Origin of the sequence: Roseibium denhamense (assembly GCF_009711415.1) — a bacterium.
Classification (GTDB): Bacteria; Pseudomonadota; Alphaproteobacteria; order Rhizobiales; family Stappiaceae; genus Roseibium; species Roseibium denhamense.
In genome coordinates this window covers 23,974-49,993 of the sequence record NZ_SMLZ01000089.1, presented here as the reverse complement: position 1 = coordinate 49,993, position 26,020 = coordinate 23,974, and the positions used below count along the sequence as shown (strand labels likewise).

Genomic DNA, 26,020 nt, shown 5'->3' with positions numbered 1-26,020 from the left:
GAGATTTGCACCATGCCACGTTGGATACTTGCGGTTTCGGCCGCGTTGATGCTTACAGGCGCGCCTGCCGCAACGGCCCAGACGGTCGGGTTTGCGGATGCGATCAAGATCCTGGCTGCAAGTTGCGGAAATGACATTGAGAGCTACTGTAAAACGGCAACGCTCGCCAACAACGGAATTGGACAATGCCTTGTTCAGAACCAGGACAAGGTCTCGGCCAAATGCACCGAAGATTTTGCCGTTGTGACTACCCTTATTCAGGAGCGCCTTGCCGCCCAGGCCGCTGCGCCTGAAATTTGCGCCAATGACGCGCGCCAGTATTGCGGTGACCGGAAGCCCGGTGCCGGTCATGTGCTGCGCTGTCTTTTGAAGTCCGAGCGTGTCGTGAGCAAGAAGTGCAACACCGCGATTGATCTGGCCGGTTACCGCTGATTTTGAAATTGGAGTTTGTCCCATGAACAGGATTTTCATCGGTGCCTTGGCCGCCGGGGCGCTTGCGCTGACGAGCATTCAGGCCTCCGCCCAAACCAAATTGAGCCGCAACGAAATTATCAATTCACTTCAAGGCGCACAGCAGGAAGTGGAATTGTCGGCAGACGAGCTGCAAAAAGCTGCGCTCGAAAACATTCAAAAATATCCGGGGGCAAACGCCCCCCAGTCCCTGCCGCTGGCGGACAAGCTGGCAACGCTCCGCCAATTCAATCTCGAGATCACATTTGATTTCGATTCTGCACGCATCCGACCGGAATCCTTTGAATCCGTCGGTCTGATTGCGGACGCGCTTCACACACCCTACCTGCAAGGACAGACGTTCTTCATAGTCGGCCATACGGATGCGAAGGGCGCACGGGAGTATAATCTGGATTTGTCACTGCGCCGGGCACAGTCCATTCGCGAGGCTTTGGTCACGACCTTCCGGGTACCGAGTGATTACCTCTATGCAGTTGGTCTGGGTGAGGAGCAGCTGCGCGATCCTGCCGATCCGGATGCAGCGATCAACCGGCGGGTTCAACTGATCAATCTCGGCTATCGGTAGTCGCTCCAGATTAGGCTTATGCGGCGCCCCATCGAAAGGGCGCCGTTTTCGTTTGTGAAGCCATCATATGACTGTGGACTGTCCTCAATTATTGAACAATATGTTTCATATCGGTTGGCTTGTGTGCTTGAGGGGAACAACCATCTTTCGTCTTAGTACGATCCAATGATCGTGTCCGCGATGGAAGGATCTCTCAATGCCAGAAACATCTCCACATAGTGTTCCGCCGGTCTTTTTAGCCCATGGAGCGCCCACACTTGCCGTCGAGGATACCCCGGCGAGCCGCTTTCTTTCGCAAACCTTCGCGGCCCGGCCAAAACCGGCAGCAATTCTTATTCTTTCGGCCCATTGGGAAACAAAGGGCTTGAAACTGTCCGCGCCGGGCCCGCTGAAGACCGTCCATGATTTTCGCGGATTTCCGGCCGAACTCTATGAAATCGACTACAAAGCCCAGGCGGATGTTGCGACGGTGGACGCGGCTGCCAAACTATTGGAGGCTGATGGCTACGACGTCGAGCTGGATGGCAATGCCGGGCTTGACCACGGTGCCTGGGTTCCTCTCTCGCTCGCCTTTCCGCATGCCGATGTACCTATAGTGGCACTCTCCCTGCCGGATGGCAGCACACCGTCATCTGTCTATAAGCTTGGACAGACACTGGCGCCTTTGAAGGAGCGGGGAGTTCTGATTGCCGGATCGGGAAGCACGACCCACAATCTGAGGGCACTCGCTCCGCAAGGCAGCGCGGCTCCCGATTGGGCGAAAACGTTCGATGCCTGGCTGGACAAGGGCTTGAACGATGGCCAGATCGACTATTTCGAGCCGCTTGCGGACGCTCCCGGCTTCCGGCAAAACCACCCGACGGAGGAGCATCTGTTGCCATTGTTCTTCGCGTTTGGGGCTTCCGGAGGCGGAGAACCGGACCTGATGCACCGCAGCTATGAATACGGCTCAATCAGCATGAGCTATTACCAATTCGCAGCGTGACGCATGAATGATCTGGATTTGACGGGCCCTGCTAGCAACTAGCCCCTTTACCGGCTGGACAGATGTTTTGCGGCCCGTGCAATGATCTGCCTGGCAACATCCGGCTTGTCCATGGCGGGCCAATCCTCAACGCCATCGGTGTGAACAAGCCGGACTGTGTTCCTGTCCCCGCCCATGATGCCCGTTTCAGGACTGACATCATTTGCGACAATCCAGTCGGCCTTCTTCCGCCGGAGTTTGCCGGTTGCGTTCTCAATCAGGTTCTGGGTTTCTGCGGCAAATCCGATCAGGAGTTCGGGACGAAGGCTGTCATGATGGCCAATCGTTGCGAGGATATCCGGGTTTTCGGCCAGATGAAGCGCAGGCGGTTGGCCGCTGCCATCCTTCTTGATTTTTTCCGCGCCCTGTTCGGCAACATGCCAATCCGCGACTGCTGCCGCCATAATCGCAATATCAGCCGGCAGATGTGAAAGAACAGCCTCCAGCATTTCGGCGGCGCTTTCTACCCGTTGAACATGAATGTTGTCAGGTGGGGCCAGGTCAACTGGGCCGCTGATGAGCGTGACCCGTGCGCCTGCTTCGTAAGCCGCGCGGGCCAGGGCCTGCCCCTGTTTCCCCGATGACCGGTTGGCGATGTAGCGCACCGGATCGATCGGCTCATGGGTCGGACCGGATGTGATCAACACATGTTTTCCGGCGAGCGGCAGTGATCGGGAGGTTTGTGCAGCTTCCCAGAAATGGGCCTCTACTGCGGCCACAATGTCCAACGGTTCGGACATACGGCCAGTGCCTGCCTCGCCCTTTTCAGCCATTTCTCCAGATGCGGGTCCTGAGAACAGGACGCCGCGTGCTTCCAAGGCTTTGGAATTGGTCTGTGTTGCCGGGTTTTGCCACATCTTAGGGTTCATGGCGGGCGCCACAAGAACCGGTTTGTCGGTTGCAAGCAGGACGGCCGTTGCCAAATCATCGGCGATACCGTGCGCCATCTTGGCCATCAGGTCCGCAGTTGCCGGTGCAATGAGGACCATGTCGTGGTCACGGGCCAGCCGGATATGGCCAACATCATGTTCCGCAGCGCGGTCGAACAGATCGGTAAAGACCATTTCGGCGGAAAGCGCGCCCACCGCCAATGGCGTAATGAATTCCTGCGCGCCCTTGGTCATGATTGGAATGACACGGGCACCGCGATCTTTCAGCCGGCGGATCAGATCGAGTGATTTGTAAGCAGCGATGCCGCCGCTGATGATCAGAACGATCTGTTTTCCTGCCAGCATGAGCACCGCATCCTTTTTCGGGACACCGCATGCATGAAGGGCGGCATGCGTTTCCCACCTAGAGCATCAGGCGTCTTGTTAAAACACCCGAAGCTGATCTAACCGCAGATCCCGAAAACGCCGGTCAGAAACCGGACCGGAAATCCCTTGGAGCGGGAGAAATAACCTGTGTTCCGCTGCCCGTCACCTGATAAACGGCGAGGCCGCGCTCATTCAAGCCGTTGTTCTTGAACCGGAACAGGCCATCGATACCGATAAAGCCATCCCGGTTGGTAAGAATACTCTGCTGGAAGCGCTGCGGTCCGGCGGACCTGATCAGCCCGGCTGCAAGGGTGACCCCGTCATAAACGAGGCTTGCATTGCGCGGTGGCGCAGATCCATAGGTGGATCGATAACGCTGAGCGAAGGCCTTGAAGCCTTCGTCCTCGGGTCCGGCATACCAGGATCCGGCCAAAACCGGATTGTTCCGGACTTGGTTGGTGTCCCATTGGCCCGATCCCAGGAGCTTCACAGTGCCAAGATTTGCATTCTGGCTGACAAGCGTCTGCACCACAAGCCCGGGAACACCTCCTCCGGCGGGGACGAAGAGTGCATCGATACTGCCAAGTGAGGATTGAAGCGCATTTGTCTTGGCAACCAGATCCGATGTGTCCGAGCCGCTCATGGAATACCGCTGGATAGAGGCTATCCGCCCCCCGCCCCGGCCAACTTCCTGGCGGAAGGCAGCTTCCACTACGGCGCCATAAGAACCGTCCGGGATCAGTGCGGCATAGGAGCGTTTCTGCTGGCTATTCGCATACCCGATGATGCGTTTGACATCGCTCTCTGGCAAGAAGCTGAGCAGGTAGACGCCGCGCGCCGCAACAGAAGTATCCGTTGAAAAGGCAACCACCGGAACACCTGTTCTGCGGGCGGCCGCGCCAGCACCGGCAACAGCCGGCGAGAAGACGGGTCCCAGAAGCAGTTCCGCGCCTTCCGAGATTGCAGATTGTGCGGCGGCCCGGCCACCCTCAGACGTGCCTTGGGTGTCTTTGACCAGAAGCTGGACGTCCGCATTCGGGAAGTTTTGAAGGGCAAGGGCCGCGGAATTCTTGAAGACCGTGCCGATGCTGTTGTTTCCCGAGAGCGGCAGCAGGAGTCCGACCCGAACCGAACCGGTGCCGATGGTTTCACCCGTCACCTGCGGCTGCGCGCTGGGCTGCACCTGGTCGCCAGGCAAGGAGCCCAAGGACGAGCCAAGGCATCCGGCCAGCATAAGACTGCTGCCCCCGGCCAGAGCCAGTTTTATGAAGGTCCGTTTGCTGTGTTGCACGGTCTTGCCCCGCATTCCATAAGTCACGTTGTTCCGCCACCCCGCTTGAAAGATTTACGTATTCATTGGTGGACTGTCCAGTTTTGGGGCCAAATGAATGCCTTAAGTCCCGGAAGAATAGTGGATTTGTGCTTGCTTTGAGTACGCCGGGCGGGTAGCGCAGGAACAGGCAGCTTGCTGATGATACGGCTTGAGCGGCGCCTGGTGGATGGAAGAGGACATAAGCCATGTCAGAGTCAGACAGCGCTTCACCGGTCAGGAACCGGTACATCTTGTCCGAACACGCTTTCAAAGCTCCGAGCCTGGAAACTGCGCTTTATATTGTCTCCACTCCGATCGGAAATCTGGGTGATATTACCGTCAGGGCCCTGGAAACACTTGCTGCCGCACATGTTATTGCGTGCGAAGACACCCGCGTAACCGGTACGCTGACGCAGAAATTCGGGCTCAAAACGCCGATGATCCCGTATCACGAGCACAATGCGGACAAACAGCGGCCGCGAATACTGGCAGACCTCGAAGCCGGACGGGCTGTGGCGCTCGTCTCGGATGCGGGAACGCCTCTTGTCTCGGACCCCGGATACCGGCTTGTGCGGGATGTGGTTTCACAGGGACATAAGGTGATCCCCATTCCAGGTGCATCGGCTCCTCTTGCCGGACTGGTTGCGGCCGGTCTTCCCAGTGATACAGTGACGTTTGCCGGGTTCCTCCCCCAAAAGGGCGGGCCCAAAACCCGGCGGCTGCAAGAGCTGGCTGTACTGCCCTCAACCCTTGTTTTCTTTGAATCCCCGCATCGGACCGGCGCGACGCTTTCTGCCATGGCGGATGTCATGGGAGCGGACCGGGAAGCGGTGGTCGCCCGGGAACTAACCAAACGCTTTGAAACTTTTGAACGCGGATCCCTGGACGAGCTTTCAACGCGATTTGCCGATCAAACGGTTAAGGGCGAGATCGTCATTCTGGTTGGCCCGCCAGGGAACAAGCCGCGCGAAGATGCCGCTGATCTGGATGCTTTGCTAAGTGAGGCGCTTGCCGACATGCCCGTGAGCGCGGCCGCCAAGAAAATCTCTAAAGCGACCGGTTTGGAGCGTGACGTGGTTTATAAACGCGCGCTTCAATTGAAAAACGGGACGTAAGGTCATGGCGCGCAAGGCAGAGCGGTCAGACAGCGACCGGCGGCGGCGGGCGAATGCGTTTGGTCTTTCGGCGGAGAGCATCGCGGCCTGGTATTTGCGGCTGACCGGCTGGCGCATTCTCAAGCAGCGTTACAAGACGAAAGCTGGCGAGATCGATCTGATCGCGAAAAGACGCAAGACCGTTGCTTTTGTCGAGGTCAAAGCCCGCCGCTCCCGTCAAGCCGCGATGGAAGCAGTGACACCTGCCAGCCAAAAACGGATCGCAAGCGCTGCCAAAATCTTTGTCGCCGAACACCCGAAGGCCGGTTTTTATACGCTTCGCTTTGACGTCGTGATCATCCGCCCCTGGTCCTTTCCGGAGCGGATCGTGAACGCATTTGAGGTTCGCGGCTGAAGTCGCCACTGGACAAACCTGAGCCTCAATCGCATATCTGATCCAAACGATCCAAAATCCCAGAGCGTTGTCGCGCCCCTGCCGGGAGTTCTTCATGGCACTCAAAGTCGCGGTCCAGATGGACCATATCAAAACCATCAACATTGCCGGTGACAGCGCCTTCGCCATGATGCTGGAGGCGCAGTCCCGTGGACATACGCTCTATCATTACACCCCGGACCGGCTGGCCATGCGCGGCAGTGATGTCTTTTGTGCTGTCGAGCCGGTGTCGGTCCGCGATGAGAAGGACAACCATTTTACACTCGGCGAACGGCAACGGGTCAACATGCGCGACATGGATGTTGTCCTGATGCGCCAGGATCCGCCATTCGATCTCGCCTACATTGCCGCAACACACATGCTGGACAAGATCCATCCGGACACCCTGGTGGTGAATGATCCGACCGAGGTGCGCAATGCACCTGAAAAACTGTTCGTCACCGAATTTGCGGACCTCATGCCACCGACCTTGATTACCAAGGACCGGGCAGAGATCGATCTTTTCCGTCAGGAGTTTGGCGATATCGTCATGAAGCCGTTGTTCGGTCACGGCGGAGCGGCGGTGTTCCGGATTACGGCGGACGATCTGAACTATGGATCCCTCTACGACTTTTTTGATGCCACGTTCCGCGAGCCCTGGGTCATCCAGCAGTTTCTGCCGAATGTGAAGCATGGTGATAAGAGAATTCTGCTGGTCGATGGTGAATTTGCTGGTGCGGTCAACCGCGTTCCGGCTGCCGGCGACCTCAGGTCAAACATGGTCCGCGGCGGTGCCCCGACCGATAGCGATCTCACCGAGCGCGAGCGGGAGATCTGCGCAAGGCTCGGCCCGACTTTGAAGGCAAAGGGTCTGATCCTGGTGGGCATTGATGTCATTGACGGCATGCTGACGGAGATCAACGTCACAGCCCCCACTGGGATCCGCGCCATTCAAAAGCTTGGCGGCCCGGATGTGGCCAAGATGGTCTGGGATGTCCTGGAGCAAAAGGCCGCTGGATAAAAAAACCTCCACGCGGGGACGTGGAGGTGAAGTCGTGTGCTTAGACAATGCAACAGAGGGGCCTCTCGGCAGCCTCTGATGACAAAACCCTCCAGGACGGATCTTCTTCCTTCAGGTGGTTAACTTTTTTGACGGCCTATCAGCCCCGAAAAGGGGTGCAGGCTCCAAGCTTTTGAAATCGATGAAAATATCAGGGCAAAGGGGCCGCCGCCTTCGTCCGAACGGCGGCCCCTTTTGGCAAGCTGGTAATGTGGGATTACTCAGCTGCGTCCGTTGTGATCACGCCTCTGCGGATCTGGTCCTCTTCGATGGATTCAAACAGGGCCCGGAAATTGCCTTCCCCAAATCCTTCATCGCCCTTGCGCTGGATGAATTCGAAGAAAATCGGACCGATGACGGTTTTCGAGAAGATCTGAAGTAGAATCTTGGTCATGCCGCCGTCGATGACGCCTTCACCGTCGATCAGGATACCGTGCTGCTTCATCCGGTCGACCGGCTCATCATGGCCCTGCACCCGCTTGTGGGACCGTTCGTAATAGGTCTCAGGCGGTCCCGGCATGAACTTGAGATCATTGTCTGCCAGAAGGTCAGTGCTGTCATAAATGTTGTCTGTGCCAACGGCGATGTGCTGGATGCCTTCGCCTTTATACTTACGCAGATACTCTTCGATCTGGCTCGTATCGTCCTTGGATTCGTTCAGTGGAATACGGATCTTGCCGCAAGGCGACGTGATCGCACGGCTGACAAGCCCGGTGATCCGTCCGTCAATGTCGAAAAAGTGGATCTGTTTGAAGTTGAACAGGTCGCGGTAGAAGTCCCACCACTTGTCCATGTTGCCGCGATAAACATTGTGGGTCAGGTGGTCGAGATAGTAGAAGCCAACACCTTTCGGCTTCGGATCGAACTCTTCAATCCAATTGAATTCCTTTGAGTAGGCCGACCCTTTGTCGCCATAGGTGTCGACAAAATAGAGCAGTGACCCTCCGATGCCCTTGATGGCAGGAACATCCAGCGTCTTGTCATCCCCTGTGTAGGGTTCTGCGCCTTTGGAGACGGCGTGATCAAACGCCTTTTGCGCGTCAACCACCCGCCAGGCCATCGATGGGGCGCACGGGCCATGACTGTCCACGAACGTCATGGCATGCGAGTTCGGCTCGGCATTCAGGATGTAGTTGATATCACCTTGGCGGTAGACCGTGATGTTCTTTGTCTTGTGCTTGGCAACCGCCGTGTAGCCCATCTTACGGAACAGGGTATCCAGTTTTTCCGGTTCTGCATGCGAAAACTCGACAAATTCGAAGCCGTCTGTCCCGGCCGGATTGTCATTTGTTATCTGAGCAGGCGGTGCGTTGTGCGGAAACGGTCCCATCCGAAATGTTCCTCTCTACCTCATTGTTCCGGGAAGAGTGCCACCAATTCTGCGCAGAGAGTGTGCAAAGCGCGGAGTTTTGCGTATGATCATGCACAAACTGTTCACGATTATGGGTATTGACGCATGAATATCGCGCTGGATGCTTTTGATGTGAAACTGCTGGCGGCCTTGCAGGAAAACGCAGCTCTGACCAATGCCGAGCTGGGTGATGTAATCAGCCTATCGGCCAGTCAGGTGTCACGGCGGCGCCAGAAGCTGGAAGAGGCCGGGATTATCCGGCGGTACCGGGCCGCACTCGATCCCGAAGCACTCGGGTTACTGGTGACCGCTTATGTCGGGGTTACCCTTGGGGCGCACAGCAAGGAAAACGCCCGCAAGTTCCGGACCATGGTGAAGGCCATGCCCGAGGTTCAGGAAGCCCATACGCTGACGGGTGATGTCGACTATATGCTTAAAATCGTGGTGCCGGACCTCAAGGCCTTGAGCCGCATCATCAACGACGATTTGCTGCCACAGGAAGCCGTGCAGCACGTAAGGTCATCGATCGCAATGGAAACCCTCAAGGACGACAACTTGCTGCCAGTGTCATGACGGCGTGCTCCAAAGGGACCGCAGGATTGAAATTCTGTAATCATCTGCCGGTATTTCTTGCGTATTGGGCGAAAATTCCCATTTGATGGCAGGAACAGTGATTGGCCCGCCCGGGCTTTGACGGGAGACGAATATGTTTGATGCAAAATCCTTGCTGGATCAGTTTCTGGGGAGCCAGGGCGGAGCGCAGTATGGCAGCCGTGGCGGCCCGCCCGCGCAACGCGGCGGATCCGGTGATCTTTTGTCCCAAGGCAAGGATTTTCTGTCATCCCAGGGCGGTGGGCTGGCGCTTGGCAGTCTTGCCGGTCTGATGCTTGGCTCCAAGTCCGGCCGCAAAATCGGCAAGAAAGCCGTTACTTATGGCGGTTTGGCGCTGGTCGCGGGCCTTGCTTACAAGGCTTATCAGGGCCATCAGGCCAACAAACAAAACGCGCCGCGCCCTCAGTACCCGCAGGATGAACTGATCCCGCTGGAAGCCCCTCGGGGCACGGCCTTCGATCCGGCGCAACAGCCGGGCGGCGAAAACCAGTTCGCAGTCAACCTGCTGACCGCGATGATTTCGGCGGCCAAGGCGGACGGACACATCGACCGGGAAGAGCAGGACCGGATCTTTGCAAAGATCGACGAAGCGGGCCTCGACAGCGAGGCAAAAGCCTTTCTGATGGACGAACTGCGCTCGCCGCTCGATTTGGACAAGGTCGTTGCCAGTGCGTCATGCCCTGAGACGGCCGCGGAAATCTACGCCGCCTCCCGTCTTGCCATTGATCCTGATCATCCGGCGGAAAAGGCCTACCTGCAGATGCTGGCAGCGCGTCTCGGACTGGAGCAGGGCCTGATCGACGAGATTGAGCTGGCAGTTCGGGAAGCGGAGATGGCCGGATAAACGGTCTCTACCTGAGCCAATGAAAGCGGCGGCCCCGGATTATGTCCGGGGCAGTAAACTATTATCATACAAAGACAATGTCTGAATTGCGGGCGGCAAGTGCTGCGTCGAGCTTCGATTTGTGGAACTGCCTGTAAAACGCCGCTGTATCGAGCGACATATCGGCGGGCAGTGACGTGAGATCCTCGAGCCGGAAACCAGGCTGCTCGTGTAATGCCTCCTGAACAGGCTCACCGCTGCGCATGGTGGTGGTCGCATCCTGCAGGTTTTCGAAATACTGAATGTTTTTCTCCAAGACCTCCGGATTTGCGGTTTGTCCGTGCGCAAGGACAACGAAACGGGCCTTAAGGCCCCGGATTTTCTTCAGCGACGCGCAAAGGTTTTTCAGGTCTTCCGGTGACTGGCTCCAAACCTCCGGGATTGGATCTTCAACCGCATCCACGGCAAGACACGTCCGCAATTCCGGTATCCAGACCGAAATATGATCCGGTGTGTGGCCGGGTGTATGAATGAGTTCAAGGGTCAGGTCGCCCCCGTGCAGCAACATGCTTCCACCGGAAAATGTCTGGGTTGGTGGAACGACTTTAACGTCCGCAAATCGGGCTTCTTCTGTCTGTTTGTCTGCAAGCTCCTGTTCGATCTTTAAGCCGTTCAAACGCTCTAAAGCGGCCTTATGCGCAATGATCGGCGTTTGAGGAGGCAGACCAGCATTGCCCCAGAAGTGGTCCCAGTCCATGTGCGAGTTGATGGCAATGAGCGGGCGGCCTTGAAGCCGGTCGGACAGTAGTTTCTGCGCTTGGGCGCATTGGGCCGGTGTTCCAAGCGTGTCTACCAGAACGTTGAAACGTTCGGTTTGGACAAAAACGCTATCGACCTCGTCACCTGCCCGGATGATGACGATCCGCTCATCAAGACCCTCATAGGTGACCAGTTCGAGATCGTTGACAGCCATGGCGGTTAAGACCTTTCAGGAGGAAAGGCTTTTCTCTCAACAACCTGCTCGGTTTTGTAAAGGCCAATTACGCAGATTCGGTTCAACTGAAGGTCGGCACAATCCCCTCTGGCTTCGCAAAACGGCCCGTCTAAGGCCCCACATAGACGGACGCTGGTCGGATCAGCTTGCCCGTCTCCTGCTGTTCCATCACATGGGCGCACCAGCCAGGCGTGCGGCCGACCGCAAAAAGCGGCGTGAAGAGCCTGCGGTCAATGCCAATCGCATCCAGAAGCACCGCCGTATAGAATTCAACATTCGTATCGAGAACACGTCCCGGCCTTGCCTTTTTCAAAGCTGCGAGGGCAGCCGTTTCAATGTCTTCCGCCAGTTTTACTTTTGGCGTGGTTGTTGCGAGCGCCTTCAGGCCATCTTTCAACACATCCGCGCGCGGGTCCCTGGTCCGGTAAATCCTGTGGCCGAAGCCCATTAACCGTTCTTTGCGGGCAAGTGCCTCGCCGATCCAGGCTTCGGCATTTCCGGGTGTGCCAATGGCATCGATCATGTCGAGAACCGGGCCAGGTGCGCCGCCATGAAGCGGGCCGCTAAGCGCGCCCATTGCGCCGAGAACGGCTTGTTTCAGGTTTGCTTCTGTCGACCCGATTACCCTTGCCGTGAATGTCGAGGCGTTCAATCCGTGATCCAGAATGGTTACCAGGTACCGGTCGAGAGCAGCCACATGGTCCGCATCCGATGTATTTCCGAACATCATGGTCAGAAGGTCTTCTGCCATGGATAGCCGCGGATCCGGGGCTATCGGCATTTCCCCGTTTGCCAACCGGAAGGATGCCGCCAGAAAAACCGGCAAGGCCGCCGATATTGAAATCGGATGCGGCCGGTCTTGTGATAACGGCAATGCGGAAAGTCCAACTTGCATGCGTTCATAGATGCTGAGCCCGGATGCAGCCGCTTCCAAAACCGGAACCGTCGCAAAGGCCTCTGCCCGCGCTGCACCGAATGCTTGCAGTAAAGTCGTGAGATCACTGAAGATATAGCTGTACCACAAGTGCCGAACAGCCTCCTCGAAGGTGGCTTTCCCTGCAAGCTCCTCAATCGGCTTGCCGCGTAGGACAAGGCGGCCATTCTGGCCGTCGACATCACTCAGCGCGGTATGGGCCACCACGACCCCCTCAAGGCCCGCGATTGGATCAGCAGTCAGGCTTCCAGCTTTTGGCGCTTCGGTCATGAACATCTCCTCTTGGCAATTTCCGGGGATGTAAGGCTCTCTAGTTGCATTGATCAATCTTGATAAATACAATCAATACATGAGCACACCGATCTACCTTACAGCGCGGGAGGCGGCGGCCGAGCTTGGTGTCAGACCCGCCACGCTTTACGCCTATGTCAGCCGGGGACTGGTTGCGTCTGTCGCCGGTCCGGGCAAACAGCGCAGATATGATGCATCGGATGTCCGGCGGCTGAAGGGCCGTAAGGGCGGCGAGGATCAGGCAAATGCCCGGCCGCTCAGCGGGGATCCTGTTCTTGAAACCGAGCTTACCTTGATCCAGCAGGATGGCGCGGTTTACCGGGGCCGTCCTGCGGTTGAGCTTGCCAAGAATGCCACATTGGAAAGCGTTGCAACGCTGCTTTGGGCGTGCGGGCATGATCCGTTTTCCGGACCGGCCCCCGATGTGTTCCCGTCTGTTCCACCCGGTCTTGGACCATTGGATCGCGTGATGATGGCGTTGTCCGCCTGGCCGCTGCAGGACAAGGCAGCTCATACGCAATCGGTGCGGCTGCTCCAGGACAAGGGCGCGGCTCTGTTGCGGTATGGCGTTGCCGCCTTGTTGGAAACGGCGCCTTCGCCGCAGCCGGTTCACAGCCAGATTGCTGCTGCATTCAAGGCAAATCCGTCTGCAAAGAACCTGATCCGGGCCGCCCTGGTTTTATCCGCCGACCATGAATTGAACACCAGCGCCTTCGCGGTTCGCTGTGCAGCGTCCACCCGCGCGCCGCTTCATGCCGCCTTGTTGTCCGGTCTGGGCGCTTTCATGGGCCCGCGTCATGGCGCTGCTTCGGGGCGCGCAAATGCCTGGCTGGCGGAAATTGGAACTGGAACCGATATCGAGGGCCTTATTGCAGAACGTCTTGCGCGCGGTGACCCGCTGCCGGGCTTCGGCCATAAGATATACCTAGACAAGGATCCACGGGCGGACTGGCTCTTATCAGAGCTTCTGGCCGCGGAGCCAGACCATCCTTTTGTCCAGAAAATCCCGCTGATCATTGAGACTGGGCGCAACCTCTACGGCTTGTTTCCGAACGTTGACTTCGCACTCGCGGCAATCCAGAAAACCTATGATTTTCCAAAGGACTGCGGAAAAGTCATTTTCTGCGCTGGACGGATGGCAGGCTGGATCGCGCACGCCCTTGAGCAATATGCCGCTCAGGATCAGATACGCCCGCGTGCGACCTATGTCGGGCTGCGGCCGGACTAGAGCAGCGAGCGATAAATCGGGCCCGGTTTACTGCCCAAAGCTGATCGAATAGGGAATGATCGAGCATCTTTGGGCGTTTCGAACGATACGCTCGATGCTCTAACCCAAAGGCTCGCCAGACTAATTTGGTCCGGAGCCAATCAGGCGAAAGATATGGAGAACAACTTGGCCGATCTCATCACGATAGCGGTCCACACCCTGTTGCCGGTTGTTCTCATTGTTCTGTTGGGATTTGGGCTGGCGCGCATGAAAGCGCCATTTGATCAGAAAATCGTAGGATCCCTCGTCTCGAATGTCGGATATCCAGCGCTGATCCTGTCGCATCTTGCCAAGGAACACATCCTGCTCGAGACCTTCTTCGCGATCTTGGGGGCCGCTGCGCTCATGATTGTGCTGTTTGGCGGTCTAGGATTTGCGGCGCTCAAGATCATGCGTGTTGAAGTCAAGGCCTACCTGCCTCCCATGATGCTTTCAAATGTTGGGAACATTGGTCTGCCCGTATCGACCCTTGCCTTCGGGCCTGAGGGGACCGCTGTCGCTCTCGGTTTTGTGGTCATTGTTTTGACCGCCATCTTCACAATAGGCACCGCTATTCCCATGGGACGGCCCGACTTCAGGGCGCTGATACGGCAACCGGTGCTCTATGCGGTCGTTCTGGCGATCCTGATGATGGGCTTCGGCTGGAAACTGCCCCAACCAGTGGATCAGAGCCTGTCGCTTCTGGCGGGACTGGCCATACCGCTCATGCTTTTGACCCTCGGGTACAGTCTTGCAACGTTGAAAACCGGCGATCTTGGCCAGGCGGCGGTCCTGACTGCCATCCATATCGGAATATCAACTGTGACCGCGCTCGCCCTGACCACCCTGCTGTCGCTGGATCAGACCATCGAGCATGTGGTGGTGCTTCTGTGTTTCATGCCGCCTTCGGTCGCCACCTATCTGGCGGTTTCCAAATACCGGGCCGATGAGGCGCCGGGGGTCGCCGGGTTCATTTTCCTGTCCACCCTTGCGACCCTGATCACACTGCCTCTGGTCCTGACCTTCTGGGTTATGGGATGAAAAGGCTTGGACCTTCTCCCGGCGCCCGGCGATTTAATCTGACAGGCAAAAGCTCTAGAATTTTGACTTCATGAAGTCTTCAAAGTCGACCGGGGGCTCCGCGCCGTCAGGCTGGTCGAAGCATCCGAAAGTTCCACCATCTTTGAGGGTTTCGGCCGCTGCAGTGAAGGCATTCAAGGCAACGCGGGCCAACCCGCCACCGATTGAAATCCGTGCGACGCCCATATCGCCCAGTTCCTTTCGGGTGAGGTGAAAATTTGGGCGTCCACCGAGAATGTTCAAAGGGGTGCCGATTTCCGAGAGAACTGTTTCGATTTGCGCCTTGTCCTTTAGCTCAGGTGCGTAGACGCAATCTGCACCCGCCTCTGCGAAAGCTTGCAGGCGGCGGATTGTTTCGGACAGCTCATGCGGGGTTTTCACCGAACCTTCACTACGGGCGGTCAACACAAAGTCCGGGGCAAGGCGGTCACGGGCATCGGCGGCTGCCCTGATCCGTTCGACAGCAGCATCCAGTGGATAGAAGGGATGCTGCGGATCCTGTGAGTAGTCTTCAATGGAACATCCCGCGAGCCCAACCTCGATTGCGCCGCGCACCGTTTCCACGACCGCTTCCGGACTGTCGCCAAAACCGTTTTCAAGATCACCATTCACCGGAAGGGATGTTGCTCCGATGATTTCTGCAGCGTGGGCCAAGGCGTCGTCCCGTGAAATGAGGCCTTCAGCGTCTTTCACGCCCTTTGTCCAGGCGAGACCGGCACTGGAAGTCGCCAGCGCATCGAAGCGTAATCCGCTCAGGATACGGGCCGTTCCAATATCAAATGGATTTGCCATCAAGAAGGCGCGCCCGCGCTGGTGGAGCGCCTTGAATGTGATGCGGCGGTCTGCAGCGGTTGCCATGGATGGATACTCCCGGTGATTGAAGGTAGTTTTGTTTTACAGGCATGAAGTGTGCCCTGCCGGACGGCACCTGTCCAATCTCGCAAGCCGTTTAACGGCTGCAAAGAACCGGTCCATGCATTTTGCCCGGACCGGTTTCCCGGGATCAGAACCCGTTTGAAATCAGGTCCGTGTTACTCTTGCTGCAAAGCAACCGCGCCGGGCAAAATGAAGATGAATGTAGCTGACCTCGGGCTCCTCAAGGTATCTGGTGATCAGGTCTCCCGCCTGGACACCTTCGATCACATCGGCCTCCACGATTTCGTCCCGGCTGTTGAACGCACGGACCGACAGGAGACGGCTGGTGATTGAGGCGGGAAGTCTACCGGCGGGCAGATGGCGTTCTTCAGCGCCCTCCTGCACAAAAATTGCGTGACGGGACCTGTAAGGTGAATTTCCGGGCTGATGTTCGAAATTTAGGAGAAACACTCTTGCACCGGCCGGGGCGTCCTCAAGCGAGACGCGGCAGGGAAACCCTCCATCGGATATATGAACCTGAATGTTCCGGGCCGCAAGTTCGCTATCGGTTAGTGTGGCCAAGTGCGCAAACTGTTCTGAAGGCAGGGGATGGATCTGAAACATGCTGAGAATCTCCGTTTGACTAACCGAGACCCTACTTGGCGGGGTGTTGCCGAACGACCCGATTTGCGAGCACCGACTAATTTCCGGTTCGCCGTCCTGCCCGTCTGGCCATGCCGACCGATTTGGGCGCCGTTTCCTGAAAGCCGTATTGCGCATAAAGGTCCTTCGCCTGTCCGTCCGCAATCAGGCTGACATAGGCGGAGCCGGGAAGGGACATTTCAAGGTAGTTGCTCAGGGCTTTCATAACTCTCTTGCCAAGACCTTGGCCCTGGTAGGCGGGCAGAACCGCAATATCCGTGACCTGGATGAAACAGCCGCCATCTCCAATCAGGCGTCCCATGCCGATTGCATCACCTTCGTCAAACAGCATGACGCAATAGAGACTGTTGCTGAGCCCGATTTCTGCAGCTTCAGGTGCATAGCCGCTCAACCCGCACTCTGATCGCAGTCTGAGATAGGTATCAACATCAGGGACTTGTGGCTTCAGTTCGATCATTGTGCGGCTTTCGGCTCGTGGCAGATTTGGATCGGATCTTGCCTAGCGCGCGGCTGGTTGGCCAGGCAAGGTCAATTGTCCTTTTCCGGGCCACTTCGACCTTGACCGCGCGGGCCTTGGCGTGTCTCCATCTGAAAAAAGAAGCGCCGCGGGAGGTACAATGCGCGATCTGGGAGCTTGGGACTACGTGATTGTGGGGGCCGGAACGGCAGGGTGCGTTCTGGCAAACCGGTTGTCCGAGGACCCGGATGTGAAGGTCTTGCTGCTGGAGGCGGGCAAGCGCGACAACTATCTTTGGGTCCATATCCCGGTCGGATATCTCCATTGTATCGGAAATCCGCGGGTTGATTGGGGTTTCAAGACCGCTGCCGACCCTGGCCTGAACGGCCGCTCGCTGCTGTATCCGCGCGGGAAAGTGCTGGGCGGAAGCTCTTCGATCAATGGCATGATCTATATGCGTGGCCAGGCCGCCGATTATGACCGCTGGCGGCAAACCGGCCTCACGGGTTGGGGCTGGGATGATGTGCTCCCCTATTTCAAGAAATCAGAGGACCACTTTGAGTGGGACAATGAAACCCATGCACAGGGTGGAAATCTGCGGGTCGAAAAGCAACGGATTTCCTGGGAACTGCTCAATGCGTTCCGCGATGCGTGCGAAGAACTTGGCATACCGAAGACAGAGGATTTCAATTCCGGCGATAACTTCGGCTCGTCCTACTTCCAGGTTACCCAGAAATCGGGCCTCAGATGGAATGGGGTCAAGGCCTTCCTGAAACCTGCGCGCAACCGGCAAAACCTAACCGTCCTTACCGAAGTGCATGTGAGCCGGATTGTTCTCTCAGAAGGAAGAGCAAAAGGCCTTGAATTGACGGTTGCGGGAGAACCGGGCCAACTGGCGGTCAACGGTGAGCTGATCCTGTCTGCCGGCGCCGTTGGATCTCCGCAGCTTCTGGAGCTGTCGGGCATCGGCAAGCCGGAAGTTCTGCAGAACGCCGGTATAGACTGCAAAGTCCCGGCGTCGTCCGTCGGCGAGAATCTGCAGGATCACCTGCAGCTCCGGCCGGTGTTCAAGGTGCAAAACGCGCTCACCATGAACGAGATGGCGAGCTCCTGGGTGGGCAAAGCCAAAATCGGTCTGGAATACATTCTGAAACGGTCGGGGCCGATGGCGATGGCGCCGAGCCAGCTCGGTGTTTTTGCCCGCACGGACCCGAGTTTCGAAACGCCGAACGTCCAGTATCACGTCCAGCCTTTGTCTTTGCCAAAATTCGGCGAACCGCTTCACCCTTTCCCAGCGATGACCGCCAGTGTCTGCAATTTGCGGCCTGAAAGCCGGGGACATGTGCACATCACCTCACCCAACCCCTCTGATCCGCCGGAAATTCTGCCGAAATACCTGTCGGCCGAAGCAGACCGGCGGGTTGCAGCCGATGCAATCCGCCTCACCCGCCGCATCATGTCTTCCTCTGCCATGAAGCCGTACAAGCCGGAGGAGTTTCTGCCTGGGGCCGATCTGACGAGTGAGGATGAGCTCGTGAAGGCCGCTGGCGACATTGGCACCACCATTTTTCATCCGGTTGCCACCTGCCGGATGGGCATGGATGCCGGAGCCGTCGTTGACGAGCGCCTGCGGTTCAGGGGGCTTTCCAATCTTCGTGTCATCGACGCCTCGGTCATGCCGTCAATCACGTCCGGAAACACCAATGCGCCAACGGTGATGATTGCGGAAAAAGGCGCGGATATGCTGCGCGCCGACCGGAAAGCCTGACATAGCAAAAGTGCGTTGGTCCGTACGTGTTGAAATCGGGTCAAGCAAGGTTTAGCTAGGCAGCACTGAACCGGAGGGTTAGCCTATGCTGCGCGTCGTTTGCCTCGTTTTTGCGCTTGTTTTTGCAGCTGCCCCGGCTGCAGCGGAAAAGCCTCTCACGGTCTTTGCCGCCGCCAGCCTCAAGGAAGCGCTCGAAGAAATCGGTGCGGCCTTTTCTGACGCATCCGGTCACGAGGTCGTCTACTCCTTTTCGGGCACGGGAGCCTTGGCGCGGCAAGTCGAGGCTGGGGCACCGGCAGACGTGTTCGTTGCGGCCGATAACGCTTGGATGACCTATGTTGCGGAGCGCGGCGCGGTTGTTAAGGAGACCGTGAAACCCATTGCAGGCAACACCCTTGTCATCGTCGGACCTGAAGGATCCAGCCCGCTCGAGTTAACGCCGCAAAGTGTATTGGATCGTTTGGAAGGGTCGCGCATGGCGATTGCCGATCCGGACACTGTTCCGGCTGGGCGGTACGGTCAATCGTCGCTCATCAGCCTTGGTCTCCTTCAGGTGGTTGGAGACCGTTTGGCGCCAATGGAAAATGTCAGGATTGCACTCGGCGCGGTTGCACGCGGCGACACGCTTTTAGGCTTGGTTTATGCAACGGATGCCCGGATCGAGCCGAATGTGAGCGTAGTTGCCGAACTTCCAAAAGACAGTCACCCGCCGATTAGCTATCCGGCGGCACTTAGCAGCAGCGCTTCGCATCCTGCAGCAGCTGACTATCTGGCATTCCTGTCCGGACCAAAGGCTCAGGAGATCTTGCGTTCCTTCGGCTTTGTGTTTGATAACTAAGCGAGATGGGAACACAGAGCCGGCGGTGCAGGCTCCAAAAGACGGACGCTTGTGGACTGGTTATCTCTACAGCCTGCTGAACAGGAAGCTGTGCTTCTAACCATCAAGGTGGCGGGCATGGCACTGCTGGTCGCTCTGCCGGCAGCAATATGTGTTGCCTATGTGCTTGCGCGGTACCGGTTTCCAGGTCACGGCGCCGTTAACGCCCTTGTTCACATGCCCCTTGTTCTGCCACCTGTTGTGACGGGCTATGTGCTGTTACTGGCTTTCGGCCGCAATGGGCCTATCGGATCGCTGCTCCGAGAAACGTTCGGCATTAGCTTTGCCTTCAATTGGACCGGTGCGGCTCTTGCGGCAGGTGTCATGGCCTTTCCCCTGCTTGTCCGGCCGATACGCCTCTCTTTCGAAGCAATAGACCCGAAGTTGGAGGAGGCGGCTAAATCGCTTGGGGCCCGGCGGATCGTTGTGTTTCTGACCGTGACCTTGCCATTGGCACTGCCAGGTATTCTGGGCGGCGCAATACTGGGTTTTGCCAAGGCCATGGGCGAATTTGGGGCAACGATCACGTTTGTTTCCAACATCCCCGGAGAAACCCGCACGCTCGCGCTCGCGCTTTATACGGCGACCCAAAGCCCAAGTGGCGATGTGGCGGCCTTCCGTCTAACGTTGATTGCGGCCGTTATTGCGTTCGGCGCTCTGATTGCCTCTGAATTGCTGGCCCGGCGGTTGCGGAAACAGCTGGGGGCGGAAGATGCTTGAGGTCGATGTGAGCGGACGCGCGGGAGAGCTGGCCTTGAAGGCGCAGTTTTCGGCAAGTGGCGGCGTAACGTCTCTGTTTGGTCAATCGGGCGCGGGGAAGACCACGCTGACAAACATGATTGCGGGACTGGTCAGGCCAGATGAGGGGCGGATCGCGATCAACGGTATTCCGGTGTTTGACTCGGTCTCCGGTATCGACCTGTCCGTCCAATCGCGCCGGATCGGTCACGTCTTTCAGGAGGCCAGGCTCTTTCCACATCTGAGCGTCAAGGCCAATCTGACCTATGCGCGCTGGGCGGGGCGCCGGCCGTCCACCCGTTCCTTCGAAGAAGTTACCGGCCTTTTGGGACTGTCCGGCCTCCTGAACCGCAAACCCGGCACGCTGTCGGGCGGTGAAAAACAGCGCGTTGCCATTGGCCGCGCCTTGTTGTCCGACCCACAGCTTCTGATCATGGATGAACCGCTTGCAAATCTTGACCAGGCCAGGCGCAACGATATTCTTCCCTATCTGGATCGCCTGTGTAATGAAGCAGGGATTCCGATCCTGTATGTCAGCCATTCCATTGAAGAGGTGGCAAGACTGTCGCAAACACTGGTCATTTTGTCGGGCGGGCAAACGCCGGCCTATGGTCCGGTGGCCGATATGCTGGCCAGAACCGATCTTGGCCGGGCAACCGGCAGGCATGAAGCTGGTGCCCTTCTGGAAGGCCGTATCACCGAGGAAGCCGATGAGTGGGGGCTCACAACCGTCGATATCGGTGGCGTAGAACTTTATATCCCGGACCTTGATGGGGCCACCGGCGAGGCCATCCGGCTACGCATTCGGGCGCGCGATGTTGCCGTGGCTCTTGAGCCCGTCTCCGGCCTGTCTATCCGCAATGTGCTTCCCGGACAGATCACCAGCATATCCGAGGAAACCGGCCCTTACGCTGAGATCCTCTGCAGCGTCGCCGGACAGACCGTGCGGGCCCGGATCACGCGGGCATCGGTGGCCGAGCTGGGATTGAGCGAAGGAAAACCGGTCCAGCTTTTGATCAAGAGTGTTGCGATCGATAAACGGCAACGCGCCCCAGGCAGAAGCTGACCACCCGGACCGGCGATTTGCCGCCGCTTGGGATTTTTTTCAGAAGGGATGTCACACTCAAAGTATTCACATCGTCGCCCTGGTATCGGACGCTAAACATCCAAGGACTGATACCAATGAAAAATTCCAGCCAGATCAATCACTACCAGCTGGTTCCGGCCATCTTCCAGGCGCTTTCAGCGTCTCATCAAGAAATATCCAAGACATTGGAACCAAAGCTGCGTCATCTGATCGAGCTGCGGGCCTCTCAAATCAACCGCTGTGCCTTTTGCGTGAAAATGCATACGGAAGAGGCCAAAAAAGATGGAGAAACAGCCGAGCGAATCGAGAGAATCATGGTTTGGGATCATGTCGATGATTTCTCGGAAAAAGAGCAGGCGGCTCTTGCCTGGACCGAGGCGCTGACCGAGCTCGACGCGAAGACGGATTACAACGGGCTGCGGAGCCGCTTGAAACAGCATTTTGAAGATCAGGAAATCAGCGCCATGACGGCGGCGGTCGCCATGATCAACCTGTGGAACCGGGTCCAGGTTTCCAACCACTAAACGAATGGGTGTTCATGATGGGCACATCTTCACAAACGGCGGCGTTCGAGTCGATGCGCGCCCGGCTTACCGGCCTTGCCTATCGTATGCTCGGATCAATGGCCGATGCGGAAGATGCGGTTCAAGACACATATCTGCGATGGCAGGGCGCTGATGCTGCTGCCATCCAGAACCCGGAGGCCTGGCTGACCACAGTCTGTACAAACCGGTGTCTCGACCTTCTAAAGTCAGCGCACAAAAAACGCGTCGACTATGTTGGTTCATGGATCCCGGAGCCATTGCAGACGACGGTGAGCGGAGATGCGGAAAATGGTCTTCAGCTGTCTCAATCCCTAACGACAGCCTTCTTGTTGCTGATGGAAAGGCTCTCTCCCAAGGAACGGGCAGCGTATCTCCTGCACGAAATCTTCGGCCATCCGTTCTCCGATGTTGCCGATGCGCTGGACGTTTCCGAAGCTGCGGCCCGCCAGTTGTCCTCCCGGGCCCGCCAGCATGTCACGATGGACCGCCAGCGGTTCCTCCCCCCTGCTGAAACGCAGGATGAATTCCTGTCCGCATTCCTTGACGCACTGACGACGGGATCGACCGATCATCTGGCAGGCCTACTTGCTGAAACCGTCAGATTCCGGAGCGATGGTGGCGGCAAGACGACGGCGCTCCGGCGGATTTTGCAAGGGTCGGACCAAGTCAACAAATACATCTCACGCATTCTCCGGCGCCTTTGGACGGAGGGCGAGGCTGTTAAGATGCAAGTCAACGGTGTTGCCGGGTTGGCATTGATCCACGACGGCAAAGTGGTAACAGCCATGGTGCCAGGCTATGCAGCCGACGGAACGGTTGAAGACGTGTTTATGATCCGAAATCCGGAAAAGCTGCGCTATCTGCTTGAGCCGCTCTGTCACGATCCGGAAAGCGGTGGTTTGATCCGGCTGTGCTAATGGCTGCCTACCACCGCTTCTTGCTGTGGACTTGCAGATATTTGAGAAGTTTTACCGGCGAACACCGCAGCTTTACTGCGTTTTAAGTGTTTCCGCATGCACTGGGGCATCTGGTGTTTTGCGGGAAGAGCCCAAAGACGCCCGCCCGGCCGGTAATCGATCGGCTGTTTGCGGTAAATCGCGTCCGGTTTGTCGCCCGTTGATTTGGGGCCCGTATCCCAAGGGAAGATTAGGCCATTCAGTTGGGACATACCGCTTTGACCTTCGAGGTTTGATCATGAGACATGTGTTTGCAGGTATTGCCGGATTGATAGCGGTCTGCTTGCCAGGTGCTGCCCAGGCGGTCTGTGATCCGGGTGAGTTGACCATTAAGTTCAGTCATGTGGTGGCCGAGAAAGGCCATCCCAAGGGCGAAATGGCAGCAGCCCTCGCAGCGCGTATCAACACAGAGATGAACGGTTCCGCCTGCATGGAGGTCTATCCCTCTTCCGAGCTATACGATGATGATGCGGTCATGGAAGCCCTGCTGCTTGGCGAGGTTCAGATCGCAGCTCCGTCCATCTCGAAACTGGAGGACTATACCCTCAAATACCGGCTGTTCGATCTGCCGTTTCTGTTCTCGGACATGCAGGCGGTCAATGTCTTCATCGAAAGCGAAATCGGCAATAGCCTTCTCAATGAAATGTCGGATTACGGATTTGTCGGTATCGGCTACATGCTGAACGGCTTGAAGCAGTTCTCCGCGAACAAGGTCCTGGAGATTCCCAAAGATGCGGAAGGTCTCGCCTTTCGTGTCCAGACCTCGGATGTTGCGGTTTCCATGATTGAAACCTTGAACGCCAGGCCAGTCAAATTGCCCTTCAAGGATGTGTTTTATTCGTTGGAAACGGGTCTGGTCGATGGCCAGGAAAACACCTGGTCGAACATCTATACCCAAAGGCTGTTTACGGTTCAGGACGGTGTTCTGGAAACCAATCACCAGCTTCTGATTTATCTCGCGGTCGTTTCACAGGAGTGGCTTGAGGGGTTGGACCCTGCTATCCGGGCTACGTTTTTAAAGATCTTCAAGGAAGTGTCCGGGGCCTACAACGCCCGCGCTATGGAGATAAATGCGGAAAGCCGGAGCAAAATCATACGGTTCGGAGGTGTTGTTAGAGGCCTGACACCTGTTCAGCGTAAGGAATGGGTGAGCGCGATGGCGCCTGTCTGGGCAAAGTATCAGGACCAGATCGGTCTGGATGTCATCGAAGCTGCGGTCAATTCAAACGCGAGCAATTGACGGGTTGGGACACTCAGATCTCCGGCAAACAAAAAAGCCGGCCTTTGAGAAGGCCGGCTCTAGAAAGCAAAGGTGTGTTGGCTCAGACGATACTGCCAAGCTTCATGGCAACGCTCATGTCGCCTTCTACCTGCATTTTTCCACCCATGAAGGCCGCGGTCGGGTTGAGGTCGCCGGACAGAAGGTCGGCAAGATCTTCTGAAGACATTTTGATCGTGCAATCCGCTTCGTTATCTTCATTGGAAACGTTGGATCCTTGCAGGAAGATGATCCCGCCATCGCCAAGATCGAACTTTACGGATTCTTCGATACCTCCGTCGGCCACTTTGCCGCGAACGCCTTCTGTCAGCTGGTCCAAGGACATAGTCTCAACTCCCATTGATTTGGATCCGGTCGGATCAAGTTTTCCTCTTGAAGCATGCCGTTTACGTAACCGTCAAGCAAAATCGTGTACCTCTGGGGAATCGGCCAGGCTCTCCCCTAGTGATTGTCTCTCGGAAGGCCCTTGTGTGCGACGTCCTGGTATTTGACGGCTGGCTCCAGGACCATTCCCTTGTCGAATTGGCCGATCATCGACCGCTGAATTTCCTGCCAGGGCGTTTGGCTTTCAGCGATTTTGAAGCCGCCGGCTGCTTCCAGGTCTGCGCGGCGCTGTGCCAGTTCTTCATCTGAGACAAGAATGTTGGCGGTGCCGGCATTCAGGTCAATCCGGACGCGGTCGCCGGTTTGAAGCAGGGCAAGCCCGCCCATGGCGGCAGCTTCCGGCGAGGCATTTAGGATTGAGGGCGAGCCGGATGTTCCGGATTGGCGCCCATCGCCGATACACGGCAGCGAGGTGATCCCCCGTTTGATGAGTTCGGCAGGCGGCTGCATGTTGACCACTTCCGCGCCTCCCGGATAACCGATAGGCCCCGTCCCGCGGATGAAAAGCATGCAATGCTCGTCAATCTGATAGGCGGGATTGTCGATGTTGTCGTGGTAATCCTCCGGCCCCTCGAAAACGATCGCGCGGCCTTCAAATGCTTCAGGATCGCCAGGGTTGGACAGATAGCGGTCCCGGAACTCTTCCGAAATAACGGACGTTTTCATGATTGCGCTATCGAACAGGTTGCCTTTGAGGTTGATGAACCCGGCCTTGTGTTTGAGTGGGGCCTCATATGATTTGATGACGTCTGGAAGGTCCGTGGTGATCCCGTCACAATTCTCGCCGATGCTCAAGCCGTTTGCGGTTTTCGCGCCAGGGTGCGGAAGCTTTCCGTGGCGCATCAATTCTGCAACGACTGCCGGCACGCCTCCGGCATGGAAGTAGTCTTCGCCAAGATACGCGCCGGCCGGCTGCAAATTCACGAGAAGCGGCACATCATGACCTATGGCCTGCCAATCGTCGTTGGTGAGCTCCACGCCCAGATGCCGGGCGATTCCGTTCAGATGGATCGGAGCATTGGTTGAGCCGCCGATGGCCGAATTGACCACGATTGCATTTTCAAATGCATGCCTCGTCATGATGTCAGAGGGTTTCAGGTCCTGATGAACCATTTCAACAATGCGTTTGCCGGTTGCATAGGAGATTGCGCCACGCTCCCGGTAGGGGGCAGGAATGGCCGCGGATCCGGGCAGCTGCATCCCAAGAGCCTCGGCAAGGGAGTTCATCGTCGTGGCCGTACCCATGGTGTTGCAATAGCCAACGGACGGGGCGGAGGAAGATACCAGATCCATGAAGCCGTCATAGTCGATCTCGCCTGCCGCCAGCATCTGCCGCGCTTTCCAGACGATCGTTCCGGAACCCGTCCGCTCGCCTTTGTGCCAGCCATTCAGCATTGGCCCGACGGAAAGGGCAATTGCGGGAATATTGACGGTCGCGGCGGCCATGAGACATGCCGGCGTTGTCTTGTCGCAACCGATTGTCAGAACAACACCATCAATCGGATACCCGTAAAGAAGTTCTACCAGTCCGAGATAGGCGAGGTTGCGGTCAAGTGTCGCCGTTGGCCGTTTGCCCGTCTCCTGGATCGGATGCACCGGAAATTCGAATGGGATGCCGCCTGCCGAAACGATCCCCTCGCGAACGCGTTTGGCGAGTTCAATATGATGCCGGTTGCAGGGCGACAGATCTGATCCTGTCTGGGCAATGCCGATAATGGGCTTGCCGGACTGAAGCTCTTCACGTGTGATGCCAAAATTCAGATAACGCTCAATGTAAAGCGCAGTCATGCCCGGGTTATCTGGATTGTTGAACCACGCGGCCGACCGCAGTTCCGGCACCTTGGTATCGCTCATCGCGCTTCGTC

General features: G+C 57.2%; 27 protein-coding genes. 17 read left to right on the top strand and 10 right to left on the bottom strand.

Annotation, left to right across the window (positions count from 1 at the left end):
- Positions 1 to 12 precede the first annotated feature (12 nt).
- From E1180_RS03615 to E1180_RS03605, 3 genes are all read left to right on the top strand, one after another.
- Entirely contained in the window at positions 13 to 432 is a 420-nt protein-coding gene (locus E1180_RS03615; protein ID WP_208996914.1) for a hypothetical protein, read from the top strand.
- Between the two features lie 22 nt (positions 433 to 454).
- Positions 455 to 1,036 (top strand): OmpA family protein, encoded by a 582-nt coding sequence (locus E1180_RS03610; RefSeq protein WP_155189717.1) that lies wholly within the window; start codon positions 455 to 457, stop codon positions 1,034 to 1,036.
- A 196-nt stretch (positions 1,037 to 1,232) separates the two neighbouring features.
- Complete coding sequence (locus E1180_RS03605) at positions 1,233 to 2,021, top strand: DODA-type extradiol aromatic ring-opening family dioxygenase (protein WP_155189716.1); 789 nt, start codon at positions 1,233 to 1,235, stop codon at positions 2,019 to 2,021.
- Positions 2,022 to 2,068: 47 nt separating this feature from the next.
- Here E1180_RS03605 and coaBC read toward each other — a convergent pair whose 3' ends face one another.
- Both coaBC and E1180_RS03595 read right to left on the bottom strand, forming a co-directional pair.
- Complete coding sequence (gene coaBC / locus E1180_RS03600) at positions 2,069 to 3,295, bottom strand: bifunctional phosphopantothenoylcysteine decarboxylase/phosphopantothenate--cysteine ligase CoaBC (protein ID WP_155189715.1); 1,227 nt, start codon at positions 3,293 to 3,295, stop codon at positions 2,069 to 2,071.
- A gap of 124 nt (positions 3,296 to 3,419) precedes the next feature.
- On the bottom strand, positions 3,420 to 4,622 hold the full coding sequence (locus E1180_RS03595; RefSeq protein WP_155189714.1) for a penicillin-binding protein activator: 1,203 nt from the start codon (positions 4,620 to 4,622) through the stop codon (positions 3,420 to 3,422).
- A 212-nt stretch (positions 4,623 to 4,834) separates the two neighbouring features.
- On the opposite strand from E1180_RS03595, the gene rsmI reads away from it, so the two are divergent.
- From rsmI to gshB, 3 genes are all read left to right on the top strand, one after another.
- Positions 4,835 to 5,743, top strand: coding sequence for a 16S rRNA (cytidine(1402)-2'-O)-methyltransferase (rsmI, locus tag E1180_RS03590; protein ID WP_155189713.1), 909 nt, complete (start codon positions 4,835 to 4,837; stop codon positions 5,741 to 5,743).
- A 4-nt stretch (positions 5,744 to 5,747) separates the two neighbouring features.
- Positions 5,748 to 6,137, top strand: a complete 390-nt coding sequence (locus E1180_RS03585) for a YraN family protein (protein ID WP_155189712.1) — start codon at positions 5,748 to 5,750, stop codon at positions 6,135 to 6,137.
- 94 nt (positions 6,138 to 6,231) lie between these two features.
- Positions 6,232 to 7,176: a glutathione synthase gene (gene gshB, locus E1180_RS03580; protein WP_155189711.1), complete on the top strand. Its 945-nt coding sequence runs from the start codon at positions 6,232 to 6,234 to the stop codon at positions 7,174 to 7,176.
- Positions 7,177 to 7,432: 256 nt separating this feature from the next.
- Here gshB and hppD read toward each other — a convergent pair whose 3' ends face one another.
- Entirely contained in the window at positions 7,433 to 8,545 is a 1,113-nt protein-coding gene (hppD, locus tag E1180_RS03575) for a 4-hydroxyphenylpyruvate dioxygenase (protein ID WP_155189710.1), read from the bottom strand.
- 126 nt (positions 8,546 to 8,671) lie between these two features.
- Here hppD and E1180_RS03570 point away from each other — a divergent pair, with 126 nt between their 5' ends.
- Both E1180_RS03570 and E1180_RS03565 read left to right on the top strand, forming a co-directional pair.
- Complete coding sequence (locus E1180_RS03570; RefSeq protein WP_155189709.1) at positions 8,672 to 9,139, top strand: Lrp/AsnC family transcriptional regulator; 468 nt, start codon at positions 8,672 to 8,674, stop codon at positions 9,137 to 9,139.
- Positions 9,140 to 9,272: 133 nt separating this feature from the next.
- Positions 9,273 to 10,022 carry a tellurite resistance TerB family protein gene (locus E1180_RS03565; RefSeq protein ID WP_155189708.1) on the top strand — a complete coding sequence of 250 codons (750 nt, stop codon included), beginning with the start codon at positions 9,273 to 9,275 and terminating at the stop codon, positions 10,020 to 10,022.
- A gap of 64 nt (positions 10,023 to 10,086) precedes the next feature.
- Here E1180_RS03565 and E1180_RS03560 read toward each other — a convergent pair whose 3' ends face one another.
- Both E1180_RS03560 and E1180_RS03555 read right to left on the bottom strand, forming a co-directional pair.
- Positions 10,087 to 10,974 carry an MBL fold metallo-hydrolase gene (locus tag E1180_RS03560; RefSeq protein ID WP_155189707.1) on the bottom strand — a complete coding sequence of 296 codons (888 nt, stop codon included), beginning with the start codon at positions 10,972 to 10,974 and terminating at the stop codon, positions 10,087 to 10,089.
- A 130-nt stretch (positions 10,975 to 11,104) separates the two neighbouring features.
- Entirely contained in the window at positions 11,105 to 12,199 is a 1,095-nt protein-coding gene (locus tag E1180_RS03555) for a citrate synthase/methylcitrate synthase (protein ID WP_155189706.1), read from the bottom strand.
- A gap of 79 nt (positions 12,200 to 12,278) precedes the next feature.
- Between E1180_RS03555 and E1180_RS03550 the strand changes: the two genes are divergently transcribed.
- Both E1180_RS03550 and E1180_RS03545 read left to right on the top strand, forming a co-directional pair.
- Complete coding sequence (locus E1180_RS03550; protein ID WP_155189705.1) at positions 12,279 to 13,448, top strand: citrate/2-methylcitrate synthase; 1,170 nt, start codon at positions 12,279 to 12,281, stop codon at positions 13,446 to 13,448.
- Between the two features lie 153 nt (positions 13,449 to 13,601).
- Positions 13,602 to 14,507, top strand: coding sequence for an AEC family transporter (locus E1180_RS03545; RefSeq protein ID WP_208996913.1), 906 nt, complete (start codon positions 13,602 to 13,604; stop codon positions 14,505 to 14,507).
- Positions 14,508 to 14,561: 54 nt separating this feature from the next.
- Here the strand turns inward: E1180_RS03545 and E1180_RS03540 are convergent, their stop codons facing one another.
- The 3 genes from E1180_RS03540 to E1180_RS03530 all read right to left on the bottom strand — a co-directional run bounded on the left by E1180_RS03540 (position 14,562) and on the right by E1180_RS03530 (position 16,521).
- Complete coding sequence (locus tag E1180_RS03540; RefSeq protein ID WP_155189704.1) at positions 14,562 to 15,404, bottom strand: isocitrate lyase/PEP mutase family protein; 843 nt, start codon at positions 15,402 to 15,404, stop codon at positions 14,562 to 14,564.
- A 162-nt stretch (positions 15,405 to 15,566) separates the two neighbouring features.
- Positions 15,567 to 16,025, bottom strand: a complete 459-nt coding sequence (locus tag E1180_RS03535) for a DUF1203 domain-containing protein (RefSeq protein ID WP_155189703.1) — start codon at positions 16,023 to 16,025, stop codon at positions 15,567 to 15,569.
- A gap of 76 nt (positions 16,026 to 16,101) precedes the next feature.
- Complete coding sequence (locus E1180_RS03530; RefSeq protein WP_155189702.1) at positions 16,102 to 16,521, bottom strand: GNAT family N-acetyltransferase; 420 nt, start codon at positions 16,519 to 16,521, stop codon at positions 16,102 to 16,104.
- Positions 16,522 to 16,681: 160 nt separating this feature from the next.
- Here E1180_RS03530 and E1180_RS03525 point away from each other — a divergent pair, with 160 nt between their 5' ends.
- From E1180_RS03525 to E1180_RS03495, 7 genes are all read left to right on the top strand, one after another.
- Positions 16,682 to 18,289 carry a GMC family oxidoreductase gene (locus E1180_RS03525; protein ID WP_155189701.1) on the top strand — a complete coding sequence of 536 codons (1,608 nt, stop codon included), beginning with the start codon at positions 16,682 to 16,684 and terminating at the stop codon, positions 18,287 to 18,289.
- 85 nt (positions 18,290 to 18,374) lie between these two features.
- Positions 18,375 to 19,127, top strand: a complete 753-nt coding sequence (modA, locus tag E1180_RS03520) for a molybdate ABC transporter substrate-binding protein (protein ID WP_155189700.1) — start codon at positions 18,375 to 18,377, stop codon at positions 19,125 to 19,127.
- Between the two features lie 51 nt (positions 19,128 to 19,178).
- Positions 19,179 to 19,886, top strand: a complete 708-nt coding sequence (gene modB, locus E1180_RS03515; RefSeq protein ID WP_283404593.1) for a molybdate ABC transporter permease subunit — start codon at positions 19,179 to 19,181, stop codon at positions 19,884 to 19,886.
- Positions 19,879 to 20,970 carry a molybdenum ABC transporter ATP-binding protein gene (modC, locus tag E1180_RS03510; protein ID WP_155189699.1) on the top strand — a complete coding sequence of 364 codons (1,092 nt, stop codon included), beginning with the start codon at positions 19,879 to 19,881 and terminating at the stop codon, positions 20,968 to 20,970. The genes modB and modC overlap by 8 nt, the downstream gene beginning before the upstream one ends.
- A 116-nt stretch (positions 20,971 to 21,086) precedes the next feature.
- The gene (locus E1180_RS03505; protein ID WP_155189698.1) at positions 21,087 to 21,515 is read left to right on the top strand and encodes a carboxymuconolactone decarboxylase family protein; all 429 of its coding nucleotides are present in this window, start codon (positions 21,087 to 21,089) and stop codon (positions 21,513 to 21,515) included.
- 14 nt (positions 21,516 to 21,529) lie between these two features.
- The gene (gene sigJ / locus E1180_RS03500) at positions 21,530 to 22,453 is read left to right on the top strand and encodes an RNA polymerase sigma factor SigJ (protein WP_208996912.1); all 924 of its coding nucleotides are present in this window, start codon (positions 21,530 to 21,532) and stop codon (positions 22,451 to 22,453) included.
- Positions 22,454 to 22,730: 277 nt separating this feature from the next.
- Positions 22,731 to 23,732: a DctP family TRAP transporter solute-binding subunit gene (locus E1180_RS03495; RefSeq protein ID WP_155189697.1), complete on the top strand. Its 1,002-nt coding sequence runs from the start codon at positions 22,731 to 22,733 to the stop codon at positions 23,730 to 23,732.
- Between the two features lie 82 nt (positions 23,733 to 23,814).
- On the opposite strand, the gene E1180_RS03490 is transcribed toward E1180_RS03495, so the two are convergent.
- Positions 23,815 to 24,096, bottom strand: coding sequence for an SCP2 sterol-binding domain-containing protein (locus tag E1180_RS03490; protein WP_155189696.1), 282 nt, complete (start codon positions 24,094 to 24,096; stop codon positions 23,815 to 23,817).
- A 116-nt stretch (positions 24,097 to 24,212) separates the two neighbouring features.
- Entirely contained in the window at positions 24,213 to 26,009 is a 1,797-nt protein-coding gene (locus tag E1180_RS03485) for an IlvD/Edd family dehydratase (RefSeq protein ID WP_155189695.1), read from the bottom strand.
- Positions 26,010 to 26,020: the final 11 nt, after the last annotated feature.